The sequence below is a fragment of the Pandoraea commovens genome (assembly GCF_902459615.1).
Taxonomy (GTDB): Bacteria; Pseudomonadota; Gammaproteobacteria; order Burkholderiales; family Burkholderiaceae; genus Pandoraea; species Pandoraea commovens.
Genome location: NZ_CABPSA010000001.1, coordinates 261,193 through 283,397, shown reverse-complemented (window position 1 = coordinate 283,397; position 22,205 = coordinate 261,193). Strand labels below are relative to the sequence as shown.

25 protein-coding genes and 1 pseudogene are annotated in these 22,205 nt (G+C 61.4%); 13 read left to right on the top strand and 13 right to left on the bottom strand.

The genetic code is table 11. The features are described from left to right. Positions 1-23: 23 nt before the first annotated feature. Positions 24-932 (bottom strand): ribose-phosphate diphosphokinase, encoded by a 909-nt coding sequence (locus PCO31010_RS01155; RefSeq protein ID WP_150663437.1) that lies wholly within the window; start codon positions 930-932, stop codon positions 24-26. Beyond that, positions 932-2,470 (bottom strand): thymidine phosphorylase family protein, encoded by a 1,539-nt coding sequence (locus PCO31010_RS01150; RefSeq protein ID WP_150662621.1) that lies wholly within the window; start codon positions 2,468-2,470, stop codon positions 932-934. The genes PCO31010_RS01155 and PCO31010_RS01150 overlap by 1 nt, the downstream gene beginning before the upstream one ends. A 597-nt stretch (positions 2,471-3,067) precedes the next feature. Here PCO31010_RS01150 and PCO31010_RS01145 point away from each other — a divergent pair. The 3 genes from PCO31010_RS01145 to PCO31010_RS01135 all read left to right on the top strand — a co-directional run bounded on the left by PCO31010_RS01145 (position 3,068) and on the right by PCO31010_RS01135 (position 6,029). Then, complete coding sequence (locus PCO31010_RS01145) at positions 3,068-3,583, top strand: hypothetical protein (protein ID WP_150662620.1); 516 nt, start codon at positions 3,068-3,070, stop codon at positions 3,581-3,583. A gap of 67 nt (positions 3,584-3,650) precedes the next feature. Then, positions 3,651-4,682: an Acg family FMN-binding oxidoreductase gene (locus tag PCO31010_RS01140; protein WP_246184379.1), complete on the top strand. Its 1,032-nt coding sequence runs from the start codon at positions 3,651-3,653 to the stop codon at positions 4,680-4,682. 39 nt (positions 4,683-4,721) lie between these two features. Next, the gene (locus PCO31010_RS01135; RefSeq protein WP_150662618.1) at positions 4,722-6,029 is read left to right on the top strand and encodes an NRAMP family divalent metal transporter; all 1,308 of its coding nucleotides are present in this window, start codon (positions 4,722-4,724) and stop codon (positions 6,027-6,029) included. A gap of 51 nt (positions 6,030-6,080) precedes the next feature. On the opposite strand, the gene PCO31010_RS01130 is transcribed toward PCO31010_RS01135, so the two are convergent. Beyond that, positions 6,081-6,908 carry a universal stress protein gene (locus PCO31010_RS01130; RefSeq protein ID WP_150662617.1) on the bottom strand — a complete coding sequence of 276 codons (828 nt, stop codon included), beginning with the start codon at positions 6,906-6,908 and terminating at the stop codon, positions 6,081-6,083. Positions 6,909-7,141: 233 nt separating this feature from the next. On the opposite strand from PCO31010_RS01130, the gene PCO31010_RS01125 reads away from it, so the two are divergent. Genes PCO31010_RS01125 through PCO31010_RS01115 form a run of 3 tightly spaced genes read left to right on the top strand, consistent with a single transcriptional unit; the run spans position 7,142 to position 8,835 of the window. Then, positions 7,142-7,795: a BON domain-containing protein gene (locus PCO31010_RS01125; protein ID WP_174984186.1), complete on the top strand. Its 654-nt coding sequence runs from the start codon at positions 7,142-7,144 to the stop codon at positions 7,793-7,795. A gap of 58 nt (positions 7,796-7,853) precedes the next feature. Continuing rightward, positions 7,854-8,327, top strand: a complete 474-nt coding sequence (locus tag PCO31010_RS01120) for a pyridoxamine 5'-phosphate oxidase family protein (protein WP_150662615.1) — start codon at positions 7,854-7,856, stop codon at positions 8,325-8,327. A 46-nt stretch (positions 8,328-8,373) separates the two neighbouring features. After that, positions 8,374-8,835 carry a universal stress protein gene (locus PCO31010_RS01115; protein ID WP_174984183.1) on the top strand — a complete coding sequence of 154 codons (462 nt, stop codon included), beginning with the start codon at positions 8,374-8,376 and terminating at the stop codon, positions 8,833-8,835. A 28-nt stretch (positions 8,836-8,863) separates the two neighbouring features. Here PCO31010_RS01115 and PCO31010_RS01110 read toward each other — a convergent pair whose 3' ends face one another. Continuing rightward, a complete protein-coding gene (locus tag PCO31010_RS01110) occupies positions 8,864-9,874 on the bottom strand; it encodes a universal stress protein (RefSeq protein WP_150662613.1) in 1,011 nt (336 codons plus the stop codon). Positions 9,875-10,001: 127 nt separating this feature from the next. Here PCO31010_RS01110 and PCO31010_RS01105 point away from each other — a divergent pair, with 127 nt between their 5' ends. The 5 genes and pseudogenes from PCO31010_RS01105 (at position 10,002) to PCO31010_RS01085 (ending at position 14,779) form a co-directional block, all read left to right on the top strand. Further along, positions 10,002-11,258, top strand: a complete 1,257-nt coding sequence (locus tag PCO31010_RS01105) for an MgtC/SapB family protein (protein WP_150662612.1) — start codon at positions 10,002-10,004, stop codon at positions 11,256-11,258. A 118-nt stretch (positions 11,259-11,376) separates the two neighbouring features. Beyond that, a complete protein-coding gene (locus PCO31010_RS01100; protein ID WP_150662611.1) occupies positions 11,377-11,805 on the top strand; it encodes an Hsp20/alpha crystallin family protein in 429 nt (142 codons plus the stop codon). A gap of 301 nt (positions 11,806-12,106) precedes the next feature. Beyond that, positions 12,107-13,378 carry a putative glycoside hydrolase gene (locus PCO31010_RS01095; protein WP_150662610.1) on the top strand — a complete coding sequence of 424 codons (1,272 nt, stop codon included), beginning with the start codon at positions 12,107-12,109 and terminating at the stop codon, positions 13,376-13,378. Positions 13,379-13,565: 187 nt separating this feature from the next. Beyond that, a complete protein-coding gene (locus PCO31010_RS01090) occupies positions 13,566-14,072 on the top strand; it encodes a BCAM0308 family protein (RefSeq protein WP_343039053.1) in 507 nt (168 codons plus the stop codon). Positions 14,073-14,125: 53 nt separating this feature from the next. Beyond that, positions 14,126-14,779: pseudogene (locus tag PCO31010_RS01085) on the top strand (nitroreductase family protein). A 2-nt stretch (positions 14,780-14,781) separates the two neighbouring features. Here the strand turns inward: PCO31010_RS01085 and PCO31010_RS01080 are convergent. From PCO31010_RS01080 to PCO31010_RS01055, 6 genes are all read right to left on the bottom strand, one after another. Further along, positions 14,782-15,243, bottom strand: a complete 462-nt coding sequence (locus PCO31010_RS01080; RefSeq protein WP_150662609.1) for a universal stress protein — start codon at positions 15,241-15,243, stop codon at positions 14,782-14,784. 51 nt (positions 15,244-15,294) lie between these two features. Continuing rightward, positions 15,295-15,924: a rhomboid family intramembrane serine protease gene (locus PCO31010_RS01075; protein WP_150662608.1), complete on the bottom strand. Its 630-nt coding sequence runs from the start codon at positions 15,922-15,924 to the stop codon at positions 15,295-15,297. Between the two features lie 18 nt (positions 15,925-15,942). Next, positions 15,943-16,296 carry a hypothetical protein gene (locus tag PCO31010_RS01070; protein WP_150662607.1) on the bottom strand — a complete coding sequence of 118 codons (354 nt, stop codon included), beginning with the start codon at positions 16,294-16,296 and terminating at the stop codon, positions 15,943-15,945. Between the two features lie 126 nt (positions 16,297-16,422). After that, on the bottom strand, positions 16,423-16,896 hold the full coding sequence (locus tag PCO31010_RS01065; protein WP_150662606.1) for a carboxypeptidase-like regulatory domain-containing protein: 474 nt from the start codon (positions 16,894-16,896) through the stop codon (positions 16,423-16,425). A 47-nt stretch (positions 16,897-16,943) separates the two neighbouring features. Next, positions 16,944-17,600: a BON domain-containing protein gene (locus tag PCO31010_RS01060; protein ID WP_150663435.1), complete on the bottom strand. Its 657-nt coding sequence runs from the start codon at positions 17,598-17,600 to the stop codon at positions 16,944-16,946. Positions 17,601-17,739: 139 nt separating this feature from the next. Continuing rightward, positions 17,740-18,690, bottom strand: coding sequence for a universal stress protein (locus tag PCO31010_RS01055; protein WP_150662605.1), 951 nt, complete (start codon positions 18,688-18,690; stop codon positions 17,740-17,742). A 337-nt stretch (positions 18,691-19,027) separates the two neighbouring features. Between PCO31010_RS01055 and PCO31010_RS01050 the strand changes: the two genes are divergently transcribed. Continuing rightward, complete coding sequence (locus tag PCO31010_RS01050) at positions 19,028-19,465, top strand: hypothetical protein (RefSeq protein WP_150662604.1); 438 nt, start codon at positions 19,028-19,030, stop codon at positions 19,463-19,465. An 11-nt stretch (positions 19,466-19,476) separates the two neighbouring features. On the opposite strand, the gene PCO31010_RS01045 is transcribed toward PCO31010_RS01050, so the two are convergent. Together PCO31010_RS01045 and PCO31010_RS01040 are read right to left on the bottom strand one after the other, a co-directional pair. Continuing rightward, positions 19,477-20,370, bottom strand: a complete 894-nt coding sequence (locus PCO31010_RS01045; RefSeq protein ID WP_150662603.1) for a sulfurtransferase — start codon at positions 20,368-20,370, stop codon at positions 19,477-19,479. A 136-nt stretch (positions 20,371-20,506) separates the two neighbouring features. After that, on the bottom strand, positions 20,507-20,734 hold the full coding sequence (locus tag PCO31010_RS01040) for a hypothetical protein (protein ID WP_174984181.1): 228 nt from the start codon (positions 20,732-20,734) through the stop codon (positions 20,507-20,509). 220 nt (positions 20,735-20,954) lie between these two features. Here PCO31010_RS01040 and PCO31010_RS01035 point away from each other — a divergent pair, with 220 nt between their 5' ends. After that, entirely contained in the window at positions 20,955-21,329 is a 375-nt protein-coding gene (locus tag PCO31010_RS01035) for an ElaB/YgaM/YqjD family protein (protein ID WP_150662601.1), read from the top strand. A gap of 149 nt (positions 21,330-21,478) precedes the next feature. Here PCO31010_RS01035 and PCO31010_RS01030 read toward each other — a convergent pair whose 3' ends face one another. Then, positions 21,479-21,997 (bottom strand): aspartate carbamoyltransferase, encoded by a 519-nt coding sequence (locus PCO31010_RS01030; RefSeq protein WP_150662600.1) that lies wholly within the window; start codon positions 21,995-21,997, stop codon positions 21,479-21,481. Positions 21,998-22,205 lie beyond the last annotated feature (208 nt).

Here is a 22,205-nt window from a genome sequence, read left to right as displayed (position 1 = left end):
CAGTGCGCCGTCGGCGAAGCAATTCACCGGCGGCTGGCCAGTTCGTCGAGCAAGTCGCCAAGCGCCTCACGCACGGCCGGTGTGACATCGATGGCGTTCGACGCGTGGGGCACGGTATTACAGGTCACGACCGATCCGGCACCTGCAGCGATCAGTTCGTCAACGCTGATCCCGTCGAACAACCCGTGCACCGCGATACACACGGGACTTCCGAAGCCGCCTTTGACCAACGCGCCAATCGTGGCGAGCATCGTTTGCCCGCTCGCGAGAATATCGTCCACGATCACCGGCTGGCGATGCGCATACGCCGCTGGCACATGTAGTTCAAGGCTGACCTGCCGGTCACCGTGTCGAGTCTTGTGAGCCACGACCGAAGGCGCGCCGATTCGCCCGGCGATCTGTGCCACCCACGCGGCGCTTTCGTCGTCCGGGCCGACAATGAGCGGATCGGGAACGTTCGCGGCAATCCACGCGGCTGTCGCCGTCGCACTATGGGGAGAGCGCACCGCAATCGTATAGACGGCGCTAAGCGATGGCAGGCGGTGTAAATGGGGTTCAACGGCAACCAGACCATTGAACCAGGTACTGAGCAACCGGCCGAAACTGTTGGCCGATACCGATTCTCCCGGACGAAAACGCGCATCCTGACGCAAATAGCACAGGTATGGCGCAACCAGGATCACCTCACGCGCGCCGAGGTCTCGTGCCGTATCTGCGGCAAAGAGGAGTGGCAACAGCTTCGCGTCGGGCCGATTCAACGAGCAGACGATAACGATCGACTTTCCGCTCAGCGGGCCGTCAAGCGTCACAAGTTGCTCGCCGTCCGGAAATCGATGGATCAGCAAGCGTTGCAGGGGACATTCGACGAGTCCGGCGAGCACCCGGGCAAATGATTCGTTTCCAGGCATAGCGTAAATGGCGACGTCTTTCATCATGCCCTCACACAGACAATGTCCGGAAAGCGGTTTGCATACTCGAATGCATATTCGAGTTCACCGGGACTTTCCGCGTAGATGGTAAAAAGCGGTTGCCCCGCGCCGACTACCGTACCGATTGGCGATTCAAACACCACTCCGGCGCGCGTCGCGAGGGGAGCGCCGGCAAGCTTCGCGACGCGCGACAGGTGACGATTGTCTACGGTGGTGACAACACCGGCGTGGCGTGCCGTTATCGGCTTGCTATGACGACCGACGACCGGCTCCAGCATGCCGCCCTGAGCCTCGCAGATGCGCTGAAACTGTTGCCAGGCAAGCCCGCTGATCAACACCCGGCGCGCCACCTGTGCCCCTTCGCCGGGTAACGCCTTGCCGCCGGCTTCCAGGATCCGCCCTGCGACTTCTACGCTCTTGGCCATCAAATCCTTCGGTGCCCGGGCGCGATTCTGCAGCACGGCCAGTACGTCGCGGGCTTCGAGACTGGGGCCGATACCACGCCCAACCGGTTCGTTGCCCTGGCAGACGTACGTGACGACGTCCAGCCCAAGCGCGCGTGCGATGGTGCGCAGTCGTTCGGAAAATAGCGTGCTGGCGTGGTCCGAGCGAATCTTGGTGGTTGGGCCGACCGGAATATCGATCAGGACGTGCGTCGCGCCGACCGCAAGCTTCTTCGACAGAATCGAGGCGATCATCTGGGCCTCGCTGTCCAGCTCCAAGGGACGCTCCACCTGTATCAAGATGTCGTCTGCCGGACTCAGGTTCGCTGCACCGCCAAAAACGACGCATCCCCCGACATCCTCGACGACACGACGCATTTCGTCTGCACTGAGATCGACGGGGGCTAACGTTGCCATCGCGTCGGCGGTGCCTGCGGGAGACGTAATCGCACGCGAAGACGTTTTTGGCATGACCAGACCTTGCGCCGTCACGATTGCCACCACGATAGGTGTCGTCCGATTGCCGGGCAGTCCACCGACGCTGTGCTTGTCCATGACCTTGTCGGCACGCCACGTCAGCGTCTTTCCCGTTGCGACCATCGCCTGCGTGAGCGAGACGATTTCGTCGTCGGACAGACGATTTCCCGTACACGCGGTCAGGAATGACGAGATATGAATGGATGAATAGCGTCCGGCAGCGATATCGCCGACCACTTCGGTTAATGCGTCGTGCGTGAAGGGTTCACCATACATGCGGCCGCGAACGTGGCGAAAGGACTCCAGAGGCGGCATGTGATGAACCCTCACCCAATCTCCCTCGGCAACGTCCAGCGCTTGCATCGCCGCCTCGCTCAAGCCGATCTCGTCGAGTTCCAGCCAATCGCCCGTAACCGTTTGCAACGTGGCCACGATAGTCGTCTGACCATAGTCGAGCTGCAAACGTGTCTGCGCGGCAAAGCCTTCGGAACGGCAGACCTGGCTGTCGTGGCGCAGGTACGCAACGGCCTCACGAAGCGTGTCGACACTGACATGACGGGCACGTAAGCATCGCCCGCAGGGCGCTGCGGCGGCGTCGGGCGTGGATTGACGGTCCGCCATCCCGGTCTCAGGATCGGGAGCCGCAATCGGGCAAGCGCTTTGGACGTTCTCCGGCACAGGGCACCTTCCTTGCAGAATGGGAAGCGGGGGCATGGCGGAAATTGCGCTCATACGGACCGACATGCTGGTGCCTCAAAGCCTAGTCGGAATCCCTCCGAAGGTAGCGATTGGTTGGCATGACGTTGATGCGGGTCAAACGGCCGGGCGTCACAGACGTCATGCAATCCGAGGGTGAGAAGACATTGAGATATGTCAACCGCATGCCTGCCGATCGGCGCTAAGGTGGGAGCGTTGTCGGTGCCAGTCGCACCGACGTCCGGATCCCCCGATGTTGCCGAGTCAATGGCACTTGCGCCCGTATACGGCCCCGTTCAGGGCGCAAGCAAGTTGGGATTACGCCCGCTTCGGCGGGCTTCTTTTTTTGCCATACGGCGGCAGCGCACGCTGCGCGCATTGACATTGACATTGACATGGCGCAAGGCGTGATTGCAGGGCGCGATTATGGTTCAAGTCAGCATGCCTCATCACGCGTGCGCGCCAGGCCCGGGTCGATACTGCCGCGGCGCGGGCACGCAATTGGTTCAAGGAGCTTCGACAATGCCCACCGAACAGAATCCGCCGCTGCACTTTTGCACAGCACCGATGCTTGCAGCGCTTGACGCGCATCGCCACTGGCTCGCCAATCTCCAATGCCTGCGACAGGTGCAATTACAGGCGGATAAGGGATTGCTTGAAGCAGACGATGCGTTGGGTACCGAACTGGCCAATGCGCCAAGCTTTAATGCTGTCTTCACCAGCCAGCTCGCGTTCATCAACCGCCAGTTAGCGGTCCAGCAGCTGATCTGGCAGGGGTGGTTACAGATGGGAGCGCGTGCGCCCGCTGCATGGGCGGAGCAATACCAGTGCGCCGAAAAGGCGTGGCAGCACATTTTCTCGGACACGCTCGATGCCTCGTCGAATCGCGGCTTGAGTGCATGGGAAGCGTGGGGAGATTTGACGCGATCTGCGATGGATGCCGCCAACACCCTGTCAGGAGAAGCCGGGCGAACGCTGGCGCAGCGGCTGGCCTCGCTCCAAACGGCGCTCGTCGGCGCGGGCAGCGAAAAACCGTGAGGTCCGTGCGCAGCGTCGATCATGAATGACAACGGCCAGACGTACCGAATTATCCGAGGAGACTATCGTGACCCAAACCCAAGACGACCGGCTTCACGCGTGGTGCGTTGACGAGCAGACATTCCCAACGTCGGCCTCTGCGCACGAAAAGCTCCGGTTCTGTCTGCAATACGCGATTCTTGCCCCCTCGACCCACAATACGCAACCGTGGCGCTTCGTCCTGGGCGACGATAACGTGCTGCTGTGCGCGGATCGGTCTCGAGGACTTCCCGTGAGCGACACTTACGACCGCGAACTGGCGATCAGTTGCGGTGCGGCGTTGTTCAATCTACGCGTCGCGCTCAGTCATTTTGGTTGTGCCTATGCAATCCGGACTATGCCCGCGTCTGCCGAGCCCGATGTCATCGCCAGTGTTCAGCTCCTGGACGAAGGATTCATCGACGGTCCCGTTGCCGGGCTTTTCGCTGCGATCCCCCGGCGTGTGACGAATCGCCAGATGTACGACACTCGGCGCGTTCCCCAGGCCGTCGTCGATCAGTTGTGCGCGTGTGCCGAGTCCGAGGGCGCGCGGCTCCAGCCTGTCGCGGACGACGCGGGCCGCATGCGTCTTGGCGAACTGATCGATCGGGCAGATCGGGCGCAACTTGGCGATGCTCGCTTTCGCAGAGAGCTTGCGTTGTGGGTCAGCGCGGCGCGGCGCGACGACGGCATGGCCAGCTACTCGTCGACCGAAAGCAGTCTGCTCGACTTCGCGTCGCCGGTGCTGACGTCCGTTGTCAGAACGTTCGATATCGGCGGCGGCATCGCCGCAAGCCATCGCCGTATCGTCGAAGGCTCGCCGTTGCTCGTGTGCCTGAGCACTCCCGCCGACAATCAGGAAAACTGGATTATGGCGGGGCAGGCCATGCAGCGCGTTCTGCTCACACTGACGGACAACGGGCTGTACGCCTCGTTTCTCAACCAGCCGATCGAAGTCGAGGCATTACGCGCGGATGTCGGCGCAGGCGCTTCGGATCATCCGCAATTGCTGCTGCGCGTGGGGTATGGCGCCTCGCAAGCGCACACGCCGCGCCGCAGCCTGGCGTCGGTCGTCTCCTGACCTGTGTCGGACATCCGCCTTCGCCAAAGAGACTCGGCAATGACATCGGATCTAGCGAACGAACGCTCACCGACGCGCTTCGAGTCCCTGCGCAAACGTTTGCGCGAGCATCCGTTCGCCCATGTCGGACCGGGCCTGATCACGGGGGTGGCGGACGACGACCCCAGCGGCGTCGTCACGTATTCGCAGGCCGGCGCGCAGTTCGGCCTGAATATGCTGTGGACCATGCCATTGGCCTTTCCGCTCATGGCGGCGATACAACTCATCTGTGCTCGTATCGGTCGCGTCACCGGCAAGGGATTGGCGGCCAATATCGGCACGAGATTTCCGCCGTCGGTGCTTCGCGGCACTGTTGCGCTGCTGCTTGTAGCCAATACGCTCAATATCGCCGCAGATCTCGCCGCGATGGGGGAGGTCGCAGAGCTGATCGTCGGTGTCGAGCGGCACTGGATGACGGTCGGTTTTGCGGTGGGCACATTGTTGCTGCAGATATTCGTGCCATATCACCGGTATGTCGTCTTCCTCAAATGGCTGACGATGTCACTGCTCGCCTATGCCGCCGTGCTGTTCACAGTGCATGTGCCGTGGCATACCGTGGCGCTGAGAACCTTCCATCCCGAATTCAAGCTCGACGCGTCCGCTGCGGCAGTTGTCGTCGCCGTGTTCGGCACTACCATCAGTCCGTATCTCTTCTTCTGGCAAGCTTCGGAGGAGGTTGAAGACATGGCGCGCAATCGGGCCGCGCAGCCACTGGTCGATGACGCGGCCGCCGCCGACACCGAATTGCGCCGGATCGGGTGGGATACCTGGAGCGGCATGTTTTACTCGGATCTGACGGCCTATTTCGTGATCCTCGCGACGGCGCTCACCTTGCACGCCGCTGGCGTGACGCGCATCGACACCGCAGCGCAGGCGGCCAGCGCACTGCGCCCGCTGGCGGGAGATATGGCGTACGTGCTATTCAGCATCGGCATTGTGAGCGTCGGACTGATCGGGGTGCCGGTGCTTGCGGCGTCCGGCGCCTACGCGCTGGCCGAGTCATTGCATTGGGAGGAGGGGCTCGAGCGCAAGCTCACCGGCGCAAAGGGCTTCTACGGCATCATCGCACTGAGCATTCTGATCGCGACGGGCATGCAGTTCACAACGATAAGCCCGATGAGAGCGCTCTTCTGGAGCGCGGTGATCAACGGCGTGGTGGCGGTCCCGCTGATGGTGGTCGTGCTTTTGCTTGCCGCGAGCCGTTCGGTGATGGGCCAGTTTACGGCGCGTTGGCCGATCCTGGCGTTGGGGTGGATCGCGACAGGGGTGATGGGGGCGGCGGCGCTCGTCATGCTACTGCCCGATTGAAAACCGCCGCCATATCCGTTGCTTCAAGGCGCCGGACATGGCGGCGTCGAATCAGTGAGACAACAAGACCGGCGTGGACATGTGCTTGAGCATTGTCCGGGTGGCGCCTCCGAAGACCAGTTCCCGCGTCGGGCTGTGCCCGTAGGCGCCCATCACGATCAGATCGACCTGATAAGCCTCCGAGACCGACAGCAGTTGTACACCGTCGCTGCCTTCCGTGTCCTCCCTGACCGATACCGGCTTGGCACGCAACCCGTGCGCTTCCATCAAACGCACGATGTCGTGAAGCGAGGGATCGTCCTCACCGGGCGTGCGGTCGATGCCGACAACGAAGATGTCCTGTGCGCGTCCGAGCAATTGCCAGGCGTCGCCGATAGCGCGCCGGGCCTCGCGCGAACCGTTCCACGCTACGACAATGCGTCGGATTTCGCGCGGTAGTGTCACGTTGTGCGGGAGACCCATGACAGGCACGCCAGCCCACCGGATGACGTCACTAAGTCCATCGAGACCCAATGCGGCAACACTGCCCGGCGCATCCGGTTGACCGACGATGCAAAGGTCCGTCGCACGTGCGGCATTCGCCAGGATCGTCGGCGCTGCGCCGTAAGGCGTATGCCAATCGCCAGCGATGTCCGTCTCGGCACACAACTGGGAGAAGAGATGCTCGGCCGCCTGGAGTGCCGTGCGCGAATGCGACTCGGTCTGAAAATGCTCGCCCGACGACTGAAGCTGTCCTGAGTGAACCGCCCCGGGACGGTGAGGCAAATAGATGCCCGAGAGACGGGCTTCGTGCTGTCGCGCCAACTCGGCGCTAAAGCGCAACCGCGCCGCCCCCGTCGCGGTGTCGTCCACGTGAACGCAGATTTTCCGTAGGCTCATTTAATCGCTCCTGAGATGGGTGTCTTCCTGTTCACCCGAGGGTTGGCCGTGACGTTGTATCGCCACTGTCTGCCTATTTATAGCCGCATGACCACGATTCGCGGGGGCCGCCGATGCCTCGCGTTGACGTGCGTCAAGCTGCAGCAAGCCAGATCGGCGCAACGCGATCCCGGGCCCTAAAGTTCAACCACACGACGGACTCAACGGTTCAACGCATCCCCCGGAGACATTCGATGAAGACAGATATCCAATTGCAGCGCGACGTCATGGACGAACTGGCACGTGACACGAACATCCACGCGAACGACATCGGCGTGGAAGTTCGGGACGGCATCGTCACCCTTTCCGGCGATGTCGGCAGCTTTCTCGAAAAATGCGAGGCAGAACGCGTCGCGAGCCGGGTCGCCGGCGCACGCGCGATCGTGGTGTCACTGGAAGTCAAACCCACGAACCATGACCGTCAGACCGACGCCGACATCGCGCGCGCAGCGCTCGCCATTCTCAAATGGCACGCGGGCCTCCCCCCCGAAGGCATGCACGTCAAGGTAGAGAACAGCTGGGTGACGCTGGAGGGCACCGCGCCGATGTACACGCAGCGATTGCTGGCGGAGAACGCCGTACGCGCACTGCGAGGCGTCAAAGGCGTCATCAACGACATCAAGGTCGAAGGCAGTCCCCATCGACGCGAGATCGTCGGGCACATTGCTGCGGCGCTTTCGCGCCAGGCGCAACGGGAAGCGAGCCACCTTGAGATCTCGTTGCTGGGCAACGGAGAGGTACTGCTAACGGGGACGGTGCACTCGCTGGCCGAGAAAGAGGCGATTCGCGGTGCAGCGATGAGCACCCACGGCGTCAGCGCGGTCGTGGACCGGTTGCAAGTGGAATGAGAACACGGTCGATGTCGTCGCGTTGCGAGGCGCGGCGCGATACCACGGGAGACGATCAATGAATCCGAAGCTGGAGACGGTCGTGATGGAGATTCTGGACGGCTGCCGGGAGTTGTCGCTGGCCACACTGATGCATGACGGCAACCCGCAGTCCGACATCGTATGTTTCGTCCATCAGGGGCTCGACATCTATTTTGCGACAGCACGCGACAGCCGCAAGATCGCCAACATCGAGTACAACGCGCAAGTGTCCTACTGCCTTTTCAGGCCCTACGCCGGGTGGCCGGAGATCAAGGCGATCTCCGGGCATGCCTATGCCGAAATCCTGCCCGATGAATCCGCCGAGCGCTCTCTCGCCATCCGTTTGCTCGACGCCCGCTTTCCCAATGCGTGGACACGAGTCCCGGAGCACGGATCGAGCCGGACGACGATCGTGAAGCTCGAATCCTGGGCAATGAAGGTGCTCGACTACAGCCGTGGCTTCGGTCACGCCGATATCGTTTCGATTGCGTCGAAACGCAAATGCGAATGACATTGTCCGGGACTGCTCATGCCGTCTCATGAACCGGAGGTGCCACATGTATCGACACATTCTGATGGCTTTCGATGGCAGTCCTTCATCGGAGATCGCGCTTACCCATGCCGCACGCCTCACACGTGCGTTGGGTGCCAGCCTGCGTGTCGCTTATGTCGAAATCGACCCCGCGCTGTACTTTCCCCTGATGGCTGCGGCGTTGCCGTCGCTTACCGACGTTAGAGACTCGGTCGGTGCGGAAACGATGGCCGTGCGGGAGGCGGCATTGAATGTGCTGTCGCGCGAAGGGGTGGCGGCCGACTTCATCACGCTGCCGCTCGTCGACAGTCGCATGCACGTGGCCGACCGTGTGCTCGCCGAGGCGCTGCGTGCCGGATCGGATCTTGTCATCTCCGGCTCACATGGCCGCCGCGGGCTGTCTCGTCTGGCGCTCGGGAGCGAAGCGAGCCGTCTTGTGTCGCACGCGGAGATCCCGGTGCTCGTCGTAAAGTCGACTGCTCAGTGATCTCGGTGGGAAGACAGTTCAATTCGCTCTATTGCGCCACATTGACCACGAGAAGCGGGCGGTCGATTTCTCGCGCCACGCGCTCGTTTTCGTGCCCTCGGAACCAGGAAAACATCCCGTTCCGATCCTCAGCGCCTACGACCACGATATCGGCCCTCCAATCGTGCGCCTCCCGTTTGATGGCGCACGCCACGTCTTCGGTCAGACGGGTGTGCGACACCAGACTCTCGATGGTCATGCCGGGGTTGCCTTCGGCCATGACAGCCTTTGCTTGCTCCACTGCGTGATCAGCCGTCCTGGAATCAAACGTCGGAGAGACGAGAAACTGACGCAGTTGAGCCAAATCGATACCCCTGTCTTCGACGAACAACGCCAGCAACCGGGCGTGTGGCGGGGCAAGCCGCAAGCCGACGCGCACCGCGTGCAGCGCGGCATCGCTGCCGTCCACAGCAAACAAGAGGCGCTTCGCGGGGCGCAGCGTCGACTCGTCCGCATCGCCCGGCACCACGAGAATGGCGCGGTGTGTGTGCTCGGCCAGCACGGCGGACACTTTGGTCGCCAGCAAGGAAATCACGCCGGCCGTGCGCTCGGCCCCGACGACGATCAGATCGGCGTCCCAGTCGCGGGCAGTGCGTGCCAATTGTGTGGATATTTCAAGGTTTCCGAGCGCCGGGCCGAGTAAGCGAAGATGGACTTGCGCACCGGTGCTGCGCAGCGTTGAGCGTGCCGTTTCGAGCGACGCCAACTCGTCGTTTTTGAGTTCCTCGAAGGCCTCGCGAACATCGGCGGGCGTGGCGGAGTGGGGCAGGAGGTAGGCTTTCGGGTCCTCGAATATTCCCATCACCAGCACCTGCGTCTGCGCCGAGCAAAGGTGGGCCGCGTAGCTGACCGCCTTGGACGAGGCGCCGCCAGGGTCAACGGCGATGAGAATCCGCTTGAAGGGGCGATGTGCGGTCTGAGGCGAGAGCAATGGCGAGTTGGGAGACATGATGGATATCACGGCAGATGCCGTGCCAAAGTGAGGTGTCGATACCAGCATAGGCACGCGAACGGTCAGGGCGATTGCGTTCGATCAATGTTGGTTCATTGCGTGGGCACCGACGCCATGCACCCACTAAGCTGGAGGCATTCTCGCTACTACGGTGGCAACTGTGCCGAATTTCCTCATGACCGGACCCATGCATGACCTGTTACCGTTCGCGACGGCACTGGCCATCGGTTTGCTGATCGGTGCCGAACGTGAGCGGCGCAAAGGCACGACACGAGAGCGTGGCGCAGCGGGTATCCGGACGTTCGCACTGACCGCCATGCTCGGCACCGTCACCATGACGGTAGGGGGCGTATGGTTCGTCGTCGCGACGGCTGTCGGTCTCAGCGCGCTTCTGGCCGTGGCCTACTTGCGACCGCACGACGACCCCGGACTGACGACGGAAGTCGCGCTACTCCTTACCCTGACGCTCGGCGCACTGGCTCAACGGGCACCGGAACTCAGCGTCGCGCTCGGTGTGGCCGTGGCATGCGTGCTACAGGTGCGATTTCACCTCCACCGTTTCGTGACAGGCGTCATTACCGAGGGCGACTTGCAGGACGCGCTATTGCTCGCCGTTGCAGCGCTCGTCATTCTTCCCATCCTTCCCGACCGGCCAATCGACGGGCTCTACGCCCTGAACCCTTACACGATCTGGCGGTTCACGATCGTCATGTTGCTGGTCGCGCTGATCGGACATATCGCACAGCGTGTACTCGGGCTGCGGGCCGGGCTGCCCGTCACAGGCTTCGTGTCGGGATTCGCTTCGAGCATTGCGACGATCAGCGCCATGGGGGCGCTGGCAAAACGAAATCCCGAACGGCTTCCAACAGCGGCAGCCGGTGCCGTGTTATCGACGATTGCGACAATGATACAGCTCGGGATCGTGATCGGAACGATCCATCCCGGGGTGCTGATCCATCTGGCTTTTCCACTTGGCGCCGGTGCGCTGACCGCGCTGGCCTATGCCCTGTGGGCACTGTGGCGCGCAAGCCGCCAGAGCGGGGCAGACATGCCCGTTATCGATGTAGGTATCGACCTGAAGTCGGCATTGATCCTGACATTGAGCGTCTCTCTGGTCATGCTCGCATCGGGTGCACTTTCGCAATGGTATGGGAGCGCCGGTTTGCTGGTCGTAGCGATGACCGGAGGATTGGCCGATGCGCACTCGGTGGCCGCCAGCGTCACTTCGCTCGTCGAACAGGGGCGGCTAGGCATGCAGAGCGCGGCGCTGCCCATACTCGCCGGTGTATCGACGAACGCACTGGCCAAAGGTGTTGTCGCCGCGATTTCGGGGGGGCGGCGATTCGCAAGGACGGTGGTGCCAGGACTTGTCTTTGTCGTCGCCGCGATCTGGCTTGCCGACATTTTTTCTTCCACAGTCGGCTCCCACTGAGGCGGCACACCGGCTTGACTTCGGTCAATGGCGGCGCGCGACGCGCTTATACAGTAGAAAGGGTGCGAGCCGGGGGGAACGGAGCGCGCCACCGCATCAATCACCTTTGGAGTTAATCATGGCAAACCTTACCCGATTCGATCCGCTGGGCATCGATGAACCTTTCGAGAATTTCTTCCGCAACGCTTTCTGGCGTCCGCTAGCGCTGGAGAGCAGCAAGCGCATGCAGATCAAGCTCGACGTCGAGGAGGACGACAAGCAGTTCACGGTTCGCGCCGACATGCCCGGCGTGAGCAAGGAAAACATCAAAGTGGCGCTGGATGGCAATCAAGTTTCCATCAGCGCCCACTTCAGCGATTCGACGGAAAAGAAGGACAACGGCAACTTCGTCCATCGCGAGCGTTACGAAGGCGATATGTATCGCAGCTTTTCGCTGTCGCAAAGTGTCGACAAAGACAAGGCGCAAGCAAATTACCGCGACGGCGTGCTGGAACTGGTATTACCGAAACGCGCCGATGCGGGCGAGCGTCAACTGATGATTCAGTGAATCGCAGCGTGCAAGCGGTTCTCCCATGATTGGGGCGGAGGGCGGCGCAAGCCCCCCTCCGGCACGCCGCCTTTCTATACGACTCACACGCGGCAGCACGCTGGGCGCTCACACGCATGCAGCGATGAGGCATCGTCGCGATACCAACGACCATGAGCGCAAATATGAGTGTCGATGCAACAAGCGGACAAGCGGTTGCCGCATTGGTGCGTTTGAGCGCTCGCTGGCTCGCCTTGTCGTTGTCGGCGGTGGCGTTGCTACTCGGGGTGCCGACGCATGCTCGTGCAAGCGCAGACACATCATGACTAGTCAGGTGAAGCGCGTCGGCGCAATACTGATCTGCCTGCTGACGCTGGCGTCACTCGCCGCAAACGCTGCGTCGGGCATGGTCGTGGACGCCAGAACACGGCAACCCATAGCGGGCGCAATCGTCGTTGCGGGAGAGCAGGTGGCGATGACTGCGAAGGACGGATCGTTCACGATCTCCGACGTGGGTGCCGAAGTCGCGACGCTAACGGTAAAGGCGCCGGGGTTCTTGCGCGTAGCGGTGCCGATCGCGCAGCCGGGGAAGGGCGGCATGGTCGTGACGATGACGGCGTTTCGTCCGAAGGCCGTCTATCTATCAGCCTACGGCGTCTCGAGCCGGACGCTGCTGGCGGCAGCGCTTGCACTCACGGACACCACGGTCATCAACGCTTTGGTCATCGATCTGAAGGGGGATCGTGGCGTGACGCCATACCAAAGTGTCGCGCGCGGACATATCGGCGCTCAGGCGTACATCCCGAGGAACGCGCCGCACGTCGCGGACCTTCCCGGTCTGGTGAAGGTGCTGCATGCGCGCGGACTCTACCTCATCGCGCGAATCGTCGTCTTCAAGGACGATCCTTTGGCGCAGGTACGCCCGGAGTGGGCCGTGCGCAACGCTCACGGCGATGTCTGGCGCGACCACGAACAACTGCGATGGCTTGATCCAACGTTACCGGTCGTCTGGTCACACAATCTCGATCTAGCGGAAGAGGCGGCGCGCATGGGATTCGATGAGATCCAGTTCGACTATCTGAGATTCCCCGATGCGGCGGGGCTGCAATTTCACGAACCCAACACCGAGGCCCACCGGGTGGCCGCCATTACGGGCTTTCTCGATGCGGCGCAAGAACGCCTCACGCGCTATGGCGTGTACACGTCCGTCGACATCTTCGGCTACGTGTGCTGGAACCTGAACGACACCGACATCGGCCAGCAACTTGAGACATTCGGTAGTCGCGTGGATTACATCTCCCCCATGCTTTACCCCTCGGGGTTCACATGGGGACTTCCCGGTTGCCGCAAGCCGACCGAGCATCCCGGCGAAATCGTCTCGCGCTCGCTCAGTGAAGCTATCCGGCGCTCCGGACTGCCAGGCGTGAGATTCCGGCCGTGGTTGCAGGCGTTCCGTGATTACGCCTTCGATCGCAAAGCGTTCGGCCCGTTGGAGATTCAGGCGCAGATCAAGGCTGCCGAGTCTGAGCAGACGGACGGTTGGATGCTGTGGAACCCCAGAAATCAATACGACCGTGACGCATTACCCCGATAGCGCGAAAGCGCATGTTCGATGAAGGTCCGGACGGCGTGCACAGAGTTTGATTCAGGCCAAGGCGCGAGCGCAATGAACAGCTACCGTTGACATATTGATCGTCTCTGCGGGGCTTCCGGCAGCGGCCTCTCTACTCACCGGACGTGGGCCCACAGCGCGCCCCACGGCCGGTATTTTCAGGAGTTGCATGATGAAATTCAGAGCCCGTTCGACCACGGTTCGACCTGTGACTTGGGACCATTTTCCCGATGCGAATCTCCCGGACAGCTACCAGCAACCCGACGCGGCGCCCGCCCTGGCGGTTTGCCCCGGCTGTCACGCCGTCTATATGCGGGGGCGTTGGCAATGGCGTGCCATACCACCGGGGACGACGTCGCTGACATGTTCCGCATGCCATCGTATCGCTGATGGCGTTCCTGCCGCACGCCTCATGCTCGAAGGCGATTTCGAGGTGACGCACCGTGCCGAAATTCTCGGCCTTGTCGCGCATCGGGCGCAACGATTGCAGCGTGAGCATGCCATGGAGCGTGTGATGAAGATCGCGTCGGATGAATCGGGGACCGCCATTACCACGACCGGCGTGCATGCCGCGCGTGATATCGCCACGGCGATTCACCGTGCCTACGGAGGCAAGCTCCATTTCGACTATGGTCACGGCCAGTCCGAGTTACGTGTGCGTTGGCATCGTCCGTAAATTTCAGGCGTCCGCGCGCGCACCCGGACGCCATCCATCGACGGATTCAGATCATGAACGACCTTCATCGCTTTCCCTACGAAATCGTCCCCGCCCCGACTGTACCGACTTCGGTGACCGGATCCCCGGACATCATCGATCTTCCCTCACCGGACCTTGGCGATGGGGCATCTCTGATGGTCGCGCTGGCACGGCGCAGAACGACACGCGAATTCTCGCAGGCTTCGCTTTCGCCACAGCAACTCGGCGACCTCTTGTGAGCCGCCAATGGGATCAATCGCGCGGATACCGGTGGACGCACGGCACCCTCTGCTCGTGGCGTGCATGAAATCGACATTTATGCAGCGTTGCCGGAAGGGGTCTACCGGTACGACCCCATGTCGCACGAGCTACGGCTCAAGCGTGCGGTGGATGCCCGAAATCTGACCGGGTATCAGGACTTCGTCGGGGACGCCCCGTTGGACCTCGTCTACGTCGTCAACCATTTCCGTGCAGATCAGTTTCCTGCCGAGCAACGCGACACGTTCGCTGGTGTGGCGATCGGTGCGATTTCGCAGAACGTCTCGCTGTACTGCGCGGCTGTCGGGCTGGCTTGTGTCGTCAGGGGCTGGCTGAACCCGCGTCTGCTCGCTGGCGCCATGTCGCTGAATGAAAGCGAAATCCCGGTGCTCGCCCAGACGATCGGGCACGCGGGCGCGACTGTCTGAGCTCAGACCTGATCTTCCTCGCCGCTACGCATGAGCAATACCGGCTTTGTGCTGGCGTTCACGACGCCCTGGGCGACACTGCCCACGACCAGCCGCGCCAGACCTCGGCGTCCGTGAGTCCCCAGCGCGATTAGGTCCGCATGCCAGCCGGCGGCCTGAGCAAGAATGGTCTGCGCAATGCGGCCTTTCATCACGGGCTTTCCGACGATCTCCGTCACGCAAGGCACCCCTGCGGAATCGCACAGCTGACGACATGTGTCCAGGACGTCCTGACCATACGCCGTCATGCTCCGCAACAGGCCCGCACGATCGATATACACGTTATCCATCAGCGTATCGCTATCGTCGACGATAAAGATGGCCTTGATTTCCGCATGACTGAGCTGCGCGATTTCGATAGCCTCCAACATGGCCAGACGCGACGCATGACTCCCATCGACCGACACCAGAATCTTCTTTAGCACGATGACACCTCAGTTGCAGAAGAGGGTATAAGCCGCGTCGTGCGGGCGACTTCACCCGCGGGCGCGCTGCTCTCGGTTGTATTGCCGCCAGTACAGCATCAACAGCGCACTTCCCAGCATTCCCCCCACGTGAGCAAAGTGCGCAATGCCGTTGAGTGTCCCGGAAACGCCCACGGCCAACTCGGCGATTCCATAGAGCGTGGCGAACAGCCACGCGGGCAAGGGGATGGGCGGTATCAGCAGAATGACAGTCCTGCGTGGAAACAAAACGGCAAAGGCGAAGAGCAGACCGAAAACACCGCCGGAGGCTCCCACGGTCGGGTAGGGAGACGGAAAGATCAGTGACGTGACCAGCAGTTGCGTGAGCCCGGCGCTGATTGCGCTACCGACATAGAGCGCGAGCAGGCGCATCGCCCCAATTTCGTTCTCGATATCCCTGCCAAAGAGATAAAGCCCCCACATGTTGAACGCGAGATGGACCCATCCCGAGTGAAGCAGGCTGTAAGTCAGGAGCTGCCACACGTGAAATGGAGCTACTGCGTATGGGGCGCCGGGGGCATGCGCAATACTCGACGAGGCGGCCCTCAATGGCCAAAGCCCAAGCGCATCGATGGCGGGATCACCCACGGCCAGCTGGAGCAAAAATGCCACGACATTGATCAGGATGATGAGTTGGGTCATGGCATTTCTTCACGTCCATCAATGAAGCACGCGGGGCATCGGGATGGGGACTGGTGCCATGAATGCCATGTCGAATTCAGTCGCAGGCATCGCATCGATCACGCCACGCGCATAGGCAACAGCGACCTGAATCGCTCGAAAGGGATCGGTATCCAAGCGCTTGCTCAGCCGGATGTGTATGACGACGCCTTCCGACACGACAGCATCGCGGTGCTGGCTCTGAGCGTTGCCGCCCTCGACGCCGATACCACGCAATACGGCGACGGGCATATAGCGGCGCTCCGTGCTTGGAACGGTATAACCGCCCGGGCCGACGAGTTTGGCCTGCGCTTCAATCTCGAAACCTTTGTATCGCTGCTGAATGGACGACATGGAATCTCCGGAAGGTGTTGTGCGCCTTGCAACGAAATGCATTGCGCCTTGGGTTATCTGACATGTATAGATCCCGCGTACGCCCCTCGCCATGACCCACATCAAAACGACATGCTTCGCCTGCCATCAGCGTTTCAACGGCTTCGGGCAGTTCGCGCAAAGGTGCAAATCACCGAGATAGTCAGGGATATCCCAATGGAAATTCAATTCCACGCTCCCCCGGGTGGGAACACGAACGTTGCGGTGCTCGGTCATTTGCGGCACTTGGGCCGCAACGCCGTAACGCCCAGGTGGCAATTTGACGAACAGGAACGGGCCTTCGGTTCTCACGGTGAGTATCGAGTGCCCAGCGGCATCGGAGATCATGACATCCACATCCGACAGATAGCTGCCGGAGGTCGTTGCGAACGTCATCCGTAGGTTGTACCCGGCGGCCGCCTCGCGGAATTGTCTGACTTCGTCCTCACCGATACCGCCGGTGATATAGGTGACATCCGACGATTTCTCTTGTGTCGCGATGGGGGCTGATACGGCATTGTCTGCCATCCATAAGCCCGGAAGCCAGGACAGCAAAAACATGAGGGCAACAAATCTGATCATCGCAATTCTCCTTGGAAGCGTGACGATGCAACCGGCTGAAGCCGCGCCTATGGGCGGCCAACGGACAATTTGTCGATCACGTGTCGCACGCCGGGGGCGGACCATGCAGCGTTACACGCCATCGTCTTCTCGTCCAAAGAGCTGACATTCCCGCACAAGGTGACGGTGCCGTCGGCGACCTGAACGGAGATGTGTCGTGCATCTTCTTCGGCGTGCCGCCTGAGCGCCGATTCGATTTTGCTTGTGATGTCGGTCGGTGCCGTACGGCGCTTGATGCGGATATCGTTGAAGACAGTGTTGACACCGCGAAGGTGCGCGACGACCTTTTCCGCCGCCAGCATCTGATAGCCCCAGTCGACTTCCCCTGTGAGCGTGACGCACCCTTTTTCGACCGTGACCTGTACGGCACGCTCGGACAGGCCTGCGCTCCAAAGCAATACGGTGCGCGCGGCGCTCGCGATGTCCGCGTCGGTGCGTCGGTGTTCGTTGGGTACCGCTACCACCAATTCGACGACCACGGCCCGCACGCCTTCGACACGCTGCGTCGCCCGCTTTGTCGCGAGTTTTTCTGCGTAGCTTCGCAGATGGCCCGACAGCGTGACGATACCGTCGTGGACTTCTACACCGATGTCCGCTGCGTTGATGGCAGGATCCCATTCCAGTTCCTGCTCCACGTCCTTCTTCAATTGAAGATCGCCTTTCATCCCAACCTCCTGGTTTTGACCGGAGGTGGCGCGACCCACATCGGTGACACCACCTCCCCACGATTCAAGCTAATCCATCGGGGCTCGGCGGGATTGACGCTCGTCAATGATCGTGTCGTAGGGAGCGATGTCGGAGGCGTCACACGTGTGGCGCACGTACGAGCAGAACAGGTGTCCGGGCAATCTGCGCAACGCGTCCGGCGACTGTGCCAAGCATCCAGCGGACGATGCCGCGTCGCCCATGCGTACCCATCACGATCAGGTCGGCATGCCAGCGCTCTGCCTCCCGGACGATCGCGTGCGCAACGTCGTCCCGTGTGCGGTCTGTTCTGATGAGAGCGGTGCCAGGTCTGGCTACCGTTCCTGCGAGCCTCGACTTCGCCGCCTCAAGCGCGCGAGTCCCTTCTTCCACGAATGCGTTTTCGAGAATATCGATAGGAGCAAGATCGCTCAGGCGCACCGCACAATCCACCACATAGATTGCGCGGGCATGTGTGGTGCTCGTGGCAAACCGCAGGCCAAAGCGCATTGCCTGCGCAGCCTGATCGCTGCCGTCCACGGCGAAAAGCAAGCGATTGAGCGAATGGCCAGCCTTATCCGAACAGTTTTCGGGGACGACGAGGACTGGGCACTCGGCAAGTCGCGCCAGCGGTTCCGAAACGGCGCCCTCGATCCAGCGCACCAAACCATGGTGCTGGCGCGCACCAAGCACGATCAGTTCCGCGTGCCACGCTCGCGCGTCCTCGACCAGTGCATGCGCGACATCGCCACCGTGCTGAGACAGGTCGATGGTCTGCGTTTCGACATGCACGTCGCGTTGAGCAAAAACGCCGCTGGCGGCGACAACCGCTTCGTGCGCCTTCTCCGACAGTTCTGCGCGCGCAGCATTCAGCGCGTCGCCCACGAGCGATCCTGCAGGCACATGTGTGAGTGGGTTCTCCGCGACACTCACGAGACGAACCGCGCCCGAGGTCGCGATAACCCGTCTCGCAACGGCAACGGCATGTTCCGACGCGCCATACGGGTCGATGGCGACGTACACGCGGGCGGGCAAGTGCAGGGGTGATTTCGGGGAAGTCGGTCCATTCATTGTTCACCGCCGTTACGAAGTAGGTTGTGCCAGGGCGAACGATCAAGGCTGAAAGCGGCGCATGAAGCGCGCTCACGAACGTCACCGTCCCGCGATCCGGCCACTGATTTCAGCATGGACGAAACGAGTCCTCGCAGGTTGATTGAGGTCAACCGTCGAGCATGCCGCAACGGACGACGCACCAGCGACGAGCATGCGGTACGACGCCGCCGACGCGCCTTGTTGATATGCCTCAATCCACGCGCCGTCCCGGGAACTAGCGTTAAGACGGGCTCCCGGGAAGGGGCGTGCAACGGCATCGCCAGTCCGGGCCTGTAACGTTGAGGAGATAAACACCATGCGAAGCGAGATGAGGCACGGGCGCATTTGCGTTTTAATTTCTGCAGTATTTGCCATGCTGGCAGGGGCCGCAGGCGCACAACCGACGGACGGAAACTGGGGGTGTGCGCAGGGATACGGTCCCGGCATGATGCGCGACGGGTATGCCGGCCGAATGATGGGACAGGGCATGATGGATGGGCCTGGAGGATGCGGTCCGTGTGCCGATCCGGACCGCATCCCGCAGCGCGAGAAGCTCAATCTGAGCGTCGATCAGGTGCGCAGCAATATGGAACAGTGGCTCAAACGATCGGGCAACCCGCGTCTGAAGGTTGGCAAGGTGGCTGAACGGGACGCCGATACGGTTACTGTCGAGGTCGTAACGGCCGAAAAGAATGTGCTCGTGCAACGCTACGACGTGAACCGGCACTCCGGCTGCATCCGACCGGCACGGTGAGGCGCGCGGCGTCACCCCCGGATGGGAGGTGACGCCGCCGACACCTTGTACGGGAGGCCTTCCTCGATGGGAAGTGCAGGATCCCGCGACCACTCGTTCCACGAGCCAAAGTACAGACGAACGTCCTTCAGTCCCGCCTCCTCGAGCGCGACGAAGGTATTCGACGCCCTCGCACCTTTGAAGCAAAAGACAATCACTGGGGTCTCCCGGGAGATGCCCACCGTTGCGCACTCCGCCAGAATCTCGCTCGGGCTCTTGAACATTTTTCCCGTCGGAGTCGGCTTCATCATTCGATACCATTCGATCCAAACGGAGCCTGGAATACGCCCCTTGCGCGGGCAAAAATCGCGTCCGTAAGGCGACGAACTCTCCGCGATCCATTCGTCCACGTCGCGTACGTCGAGCTTGACGATGTGCCGGTCGGCAACCGCCGTCTTCATCGCTGCGAGGTCGACGAGAATGTCGCGGGCGCGTGTCGTGACCGGAAAGACCACAGGCTTCGGGTGCGGAACGTCCGTCGCGCTGGGTAAACCCGCCGCGCGCCAGGCGGAAAATCCACCGTGGAGGACCTTGATCTTGTCTCGCGGATAACCGAGATACCGAAGCAGCACGTAACCCCGGCAAGATTGTCCGAACCCCGTCTCCATGGATTGCTCATAAATGACGGCCGTCTCCTTGCCCGACAAGCCCGCGTTGCCGAAAGCGGTCGCAAAGGTCTCGCGCAGTGCGCTCAGGCCTTCCGGCGTCGAAGTCGCCAGATAGGTGAATATCTCGTGGATATTGACGGCGCCCGGAATGTGGGCTTCGGCGTAATTGGCGGCATCGCGGGTGTCGATGACGACGGTGGGCGCCGTTGTCCGCATGGCGGCCAGCGCCATCGGCGAAATAAGAACGCGATCGTTCATGGCATGCTCCTGCACAGTCAAACGCCGGGTCCACTACCATCGGCCGCTGTTCGCTCCTGGCGTACCGGCGTCACGTATCTATTTCCCCGTGAAAAGCGACAAGCGTGTCTGGAACGGCCCGACACAATCTCCCGCTTCAGCAGGATTTTGATGCTCGTTCCTTTTTCTGCTTCTTTCGCGACATGTCGGAAATGAGCCACCGCGCAACGGCCTCGGGGCCGTTGATATCGCAGGAGGCAAGACGGCAATCGTCGCCAAGGTACGCAATCACCGATCCATTGACGACGCGATAGTGCCCCACGTACTGGCGACCGTTGATTTCGACTTCCACCGGCGTGCGACTCTCGGCATTGAATGGCGACATGATCAGCCTCGTTCTGATGTTTTTTACCGCTTCACGATAGTCACAACGACGCTTGGGTTTGTACAGAAGTGGGGGGGAACTTGATTTACGTCATCATCGCCCAGAAGTGCCTGGGCGTTGACCTGAGACAAAGTCGGCGGACGAATCGGTGCCACTATCCAAAAGGTGCCAGACAGGCCAGCAGCGGCAAATGCCGTGCCGAAACTCACAGGAGTCGGACATGAACGACATTTCGATGGACCATCAGAATCAACGGCAGACCCTTATCAACGATGCAGATGCGCTGCTCGCGGACGTCAAAGCGCTTTTGAAAGACCTTGCCGACGAAGCAAGTCTGGAGGTGGAAGCAGCCAATCCGGCACTCGGCGTGCGACTGGAGAATCTGAGCGCGCATCTCGACGATTTGCGCAAAGCAAGCCGTCAAACAATGTCCGAATGGGCGAAAGCAACCGATGACTATGTGCACGCGCATCCATGGAAAAGTCTCGCGGCGACGGCCTCGGTCGCAGCAGTGGCGGCAGCAGCGGGAGCGATCGCGGTGCCCAGGATCGTGCGACGTCGGGCACGTGAAAACAATGGCGACCTCCACTTGTAACGCGCTAGCGCGCGAAGCGATCAATTGCGCGCTGCATGACACGGTGCGCGTCAAGCGCCCGGAGTACGCAGAGGAAGCTGAATTTGCGCATAACGTTGCCTGATTGTCGTCGGCGGACGCCATTGTAACGACGTCGAAACCACGCGCCGTCAATGGTTCATGCCGGGATGGACGTGTCCCTCCATCGCATGCGCGCCGTGATCGGACAACTGGGCATCGAACCACTGGTGTAGCGCCTCGACCCAATGATCGTTCTTCGTCGAATACCGAATTTCGCCACCGCTAGGAATATCTTGATAGCTGACGTCGATCTCTCCGGATCTGGCGTTTTTCAGTTCAGCCAGCCCCGGCATTGCCGCCCCGTGAATGTCGGTCGGCCCAGAGAAGTCACCTCGACGAAACTGTGCGGCGATGCCCTTGAGATGCGTTTGGGTCAGACGAATCTGTTCTGTGTCCGCCGGGTTCCTGACTATCACTTGCTGGACACCGCCGTACGACGTCTTGGTAAAGACGTGTGTGGTAGCCGCGAGATCGAAGGGCATGACCTGCGCGCCTCGCGTTGCGACTTCGGCTTGACGGGTTGCGTCTGCGGCCATTGCTGCGGGAAGCGCAGGGATCGCCAGCAGGCTGAAAAGGGTGGCTGAAAGGAGGAGGGGAGTGGCTCGCATTGGGGGCCTCGATCAAGGTGTTTCCTTCATGCTAGGCATTTTTCGGCCGACGTCCAATAGGACGCGCCTGCCCGGTCACCATTCTGTGGAATGGGGAACTTGCTAAGTCTTTGCTAAGTTTCGTGCGTCAAAATTTGCCGTAATGGGCCACGACATTGAGCGATAGTGCGGGCCGAATGCAGCTCTTAACTGACGGACAAGAGGTTCA

Coding starts and splice junctions, on each gene's coding strand:
- PCO31010_RS01035 (WP_150662601.1), top strand. CDS start 20,955: ATGAACGACATTTCGATGGACCATCAGAATCAACGGCAGACCCTTATC.
- PCO31010_RS01075 (WP_150662608.1), bottom strand. CDS start 15,924: ATGACCCAACTCATCATCCTGATCAATGTCGTGGCATTTTTGCTCCAG.
- PCO31010_RS01050 (WP_150662604.1), top strand. CDS start 19,028: ATGCGAAGCGAGATGAGGCACGGGCGCATTTGCGTTTTAATTTCTGCA.
- PCO31010_RS01055 (WP_150662605.1), bottom strand. CDS start 18,690: ATGAATGGACCGACTTCCCCGAAATCACCCCTGCACTTGCCCGCCCGC.
- PCO31010_RS01095 (WP_150662610.1), top strand. CDS start 12,107: ATGACTAGTCAGGTGAAGCGCGTCGGCGCAATACTGATCTGCCTGCTG.
- PCO31010_RS01155 (WP_150663437.1), bottom strand. CDS start 932: ATGAAAGACGTCGCCATTTACGCTATGCCTGGAAACGAATCATTTGCC.
- PCO31010_RS01105 (WP_150662612.1), top strand. CDS start 10,002: ATGACCGGACCCATGCATGACCTGTTACCGTTCGCGACGGCACTGGCC.
- PCO31010_RS01135 (WP_150662618.1), top strand. CDS start 4,722: ATGACATCGGATCTAGCGAACGAACGCTCACCGACGCGCTTCGAGTCC.
- PCO31010_RS01130 (WP_150662617.1), bottom strand. CDS start 6,908: ATGAGCCTACGGAAAATCTGCGTTCACGTGGACGACACCGCGACGGGG.
- PCO31010_RS01070 (WP_150662607.1), bottom strand. CDS start 16,296: ATGTCGTCCATTCAGCAGCGATACAAAGGTTTCGAGATTGAAGCGCAG.
- PCO31010_RS01125 (WP_174984186.1), top strand. CDS start 7,142: ATGAAGACAGATATCCAATTGCAGCGCGACGTCATGGACGAACTGGCA.
- PCO31010_RS01110 (WP_150662613.1), bottom strand. CDS start 9,874: ATGCTGGTATCGACACCTCACTTTGGCACGGCATCTGCCGTGATATCC.
- PCO31010_RS01065 (WP_150662606.1), bottom strand. CDS start 16,896: ATGATCAGATTTGTTGCCCTCATGTTTTTGCTGTCCTGGCTTCCGGGC.
- PCO31010_RS01090 (WP_343039053.1), top strand. CDS start 13,566: ATGATGAAATTCAGAGCCCGTTCGACCACGGTTCGACCTGTGACTTGG.
- PCO31010_RS01145 (WP_150662620.1), top strand. CDS start 3,068: ATGCCCACCGAACAGAATCCGCCGCTGCACTTTTGCACAGCACCGATG.
- PCO31010_RS01060 (WP_150663435.1), bottom strand. CDS start 17,600: ATGAAAGGCGATCTTCAATTGAAGAAGGACGTGGAGCAGGAACTGGAA.
- PCO31010_RS01115 (WP_174984183.1), top strand. CDS start 8,374: ATGTATCGACACATTCTGATGGCTTTCGATGGCAGTCCTTCATCGGAG.
- PCO31010_RS01045 (WP_150662603.1), bottom strand. CDS start 20,370: ATGAACGATCGCGTTCTTATTTCGCCGATGGCGCTGGCCGCCATGCGG.
- PCO31010_RS01150 (WP_150662621.1), bottom strand. CDS start 2,470: ATGGCGGACCGTCAATCCACGCCCGACGCCGCCGCAGCGCCCTGCGGG.
- PCO31010_RS01100 (WP_150662611.1), top strand. CDS start 11,377: ATGGCAAACCTTACCCGATTCGATCCGCTGGGCATCGATGAACCTTTC.
- PCO31010_RS01030 (WP_150662600.1), bottom strand. CDS start 21,997: ATGCGAGCCACTCCCCTCCTCCTTTCAGCCACCCTTTTCAGCCTGCTG.
- PCO31010_RS01120 (WP_150662615.1), top strand. CDS start 7,854: ATGAATCCGAAGCTGGAGACGGTCGTGATGGAGATTCTGGACGGCTGC.
- PCO31010_RS01040 (WP_174984181.1), bottom strand. CDS start 20,734: ATGTCGCCATTCAATGCCGAGAGTCGCACGCCGGTGGAAGTCGAAATC.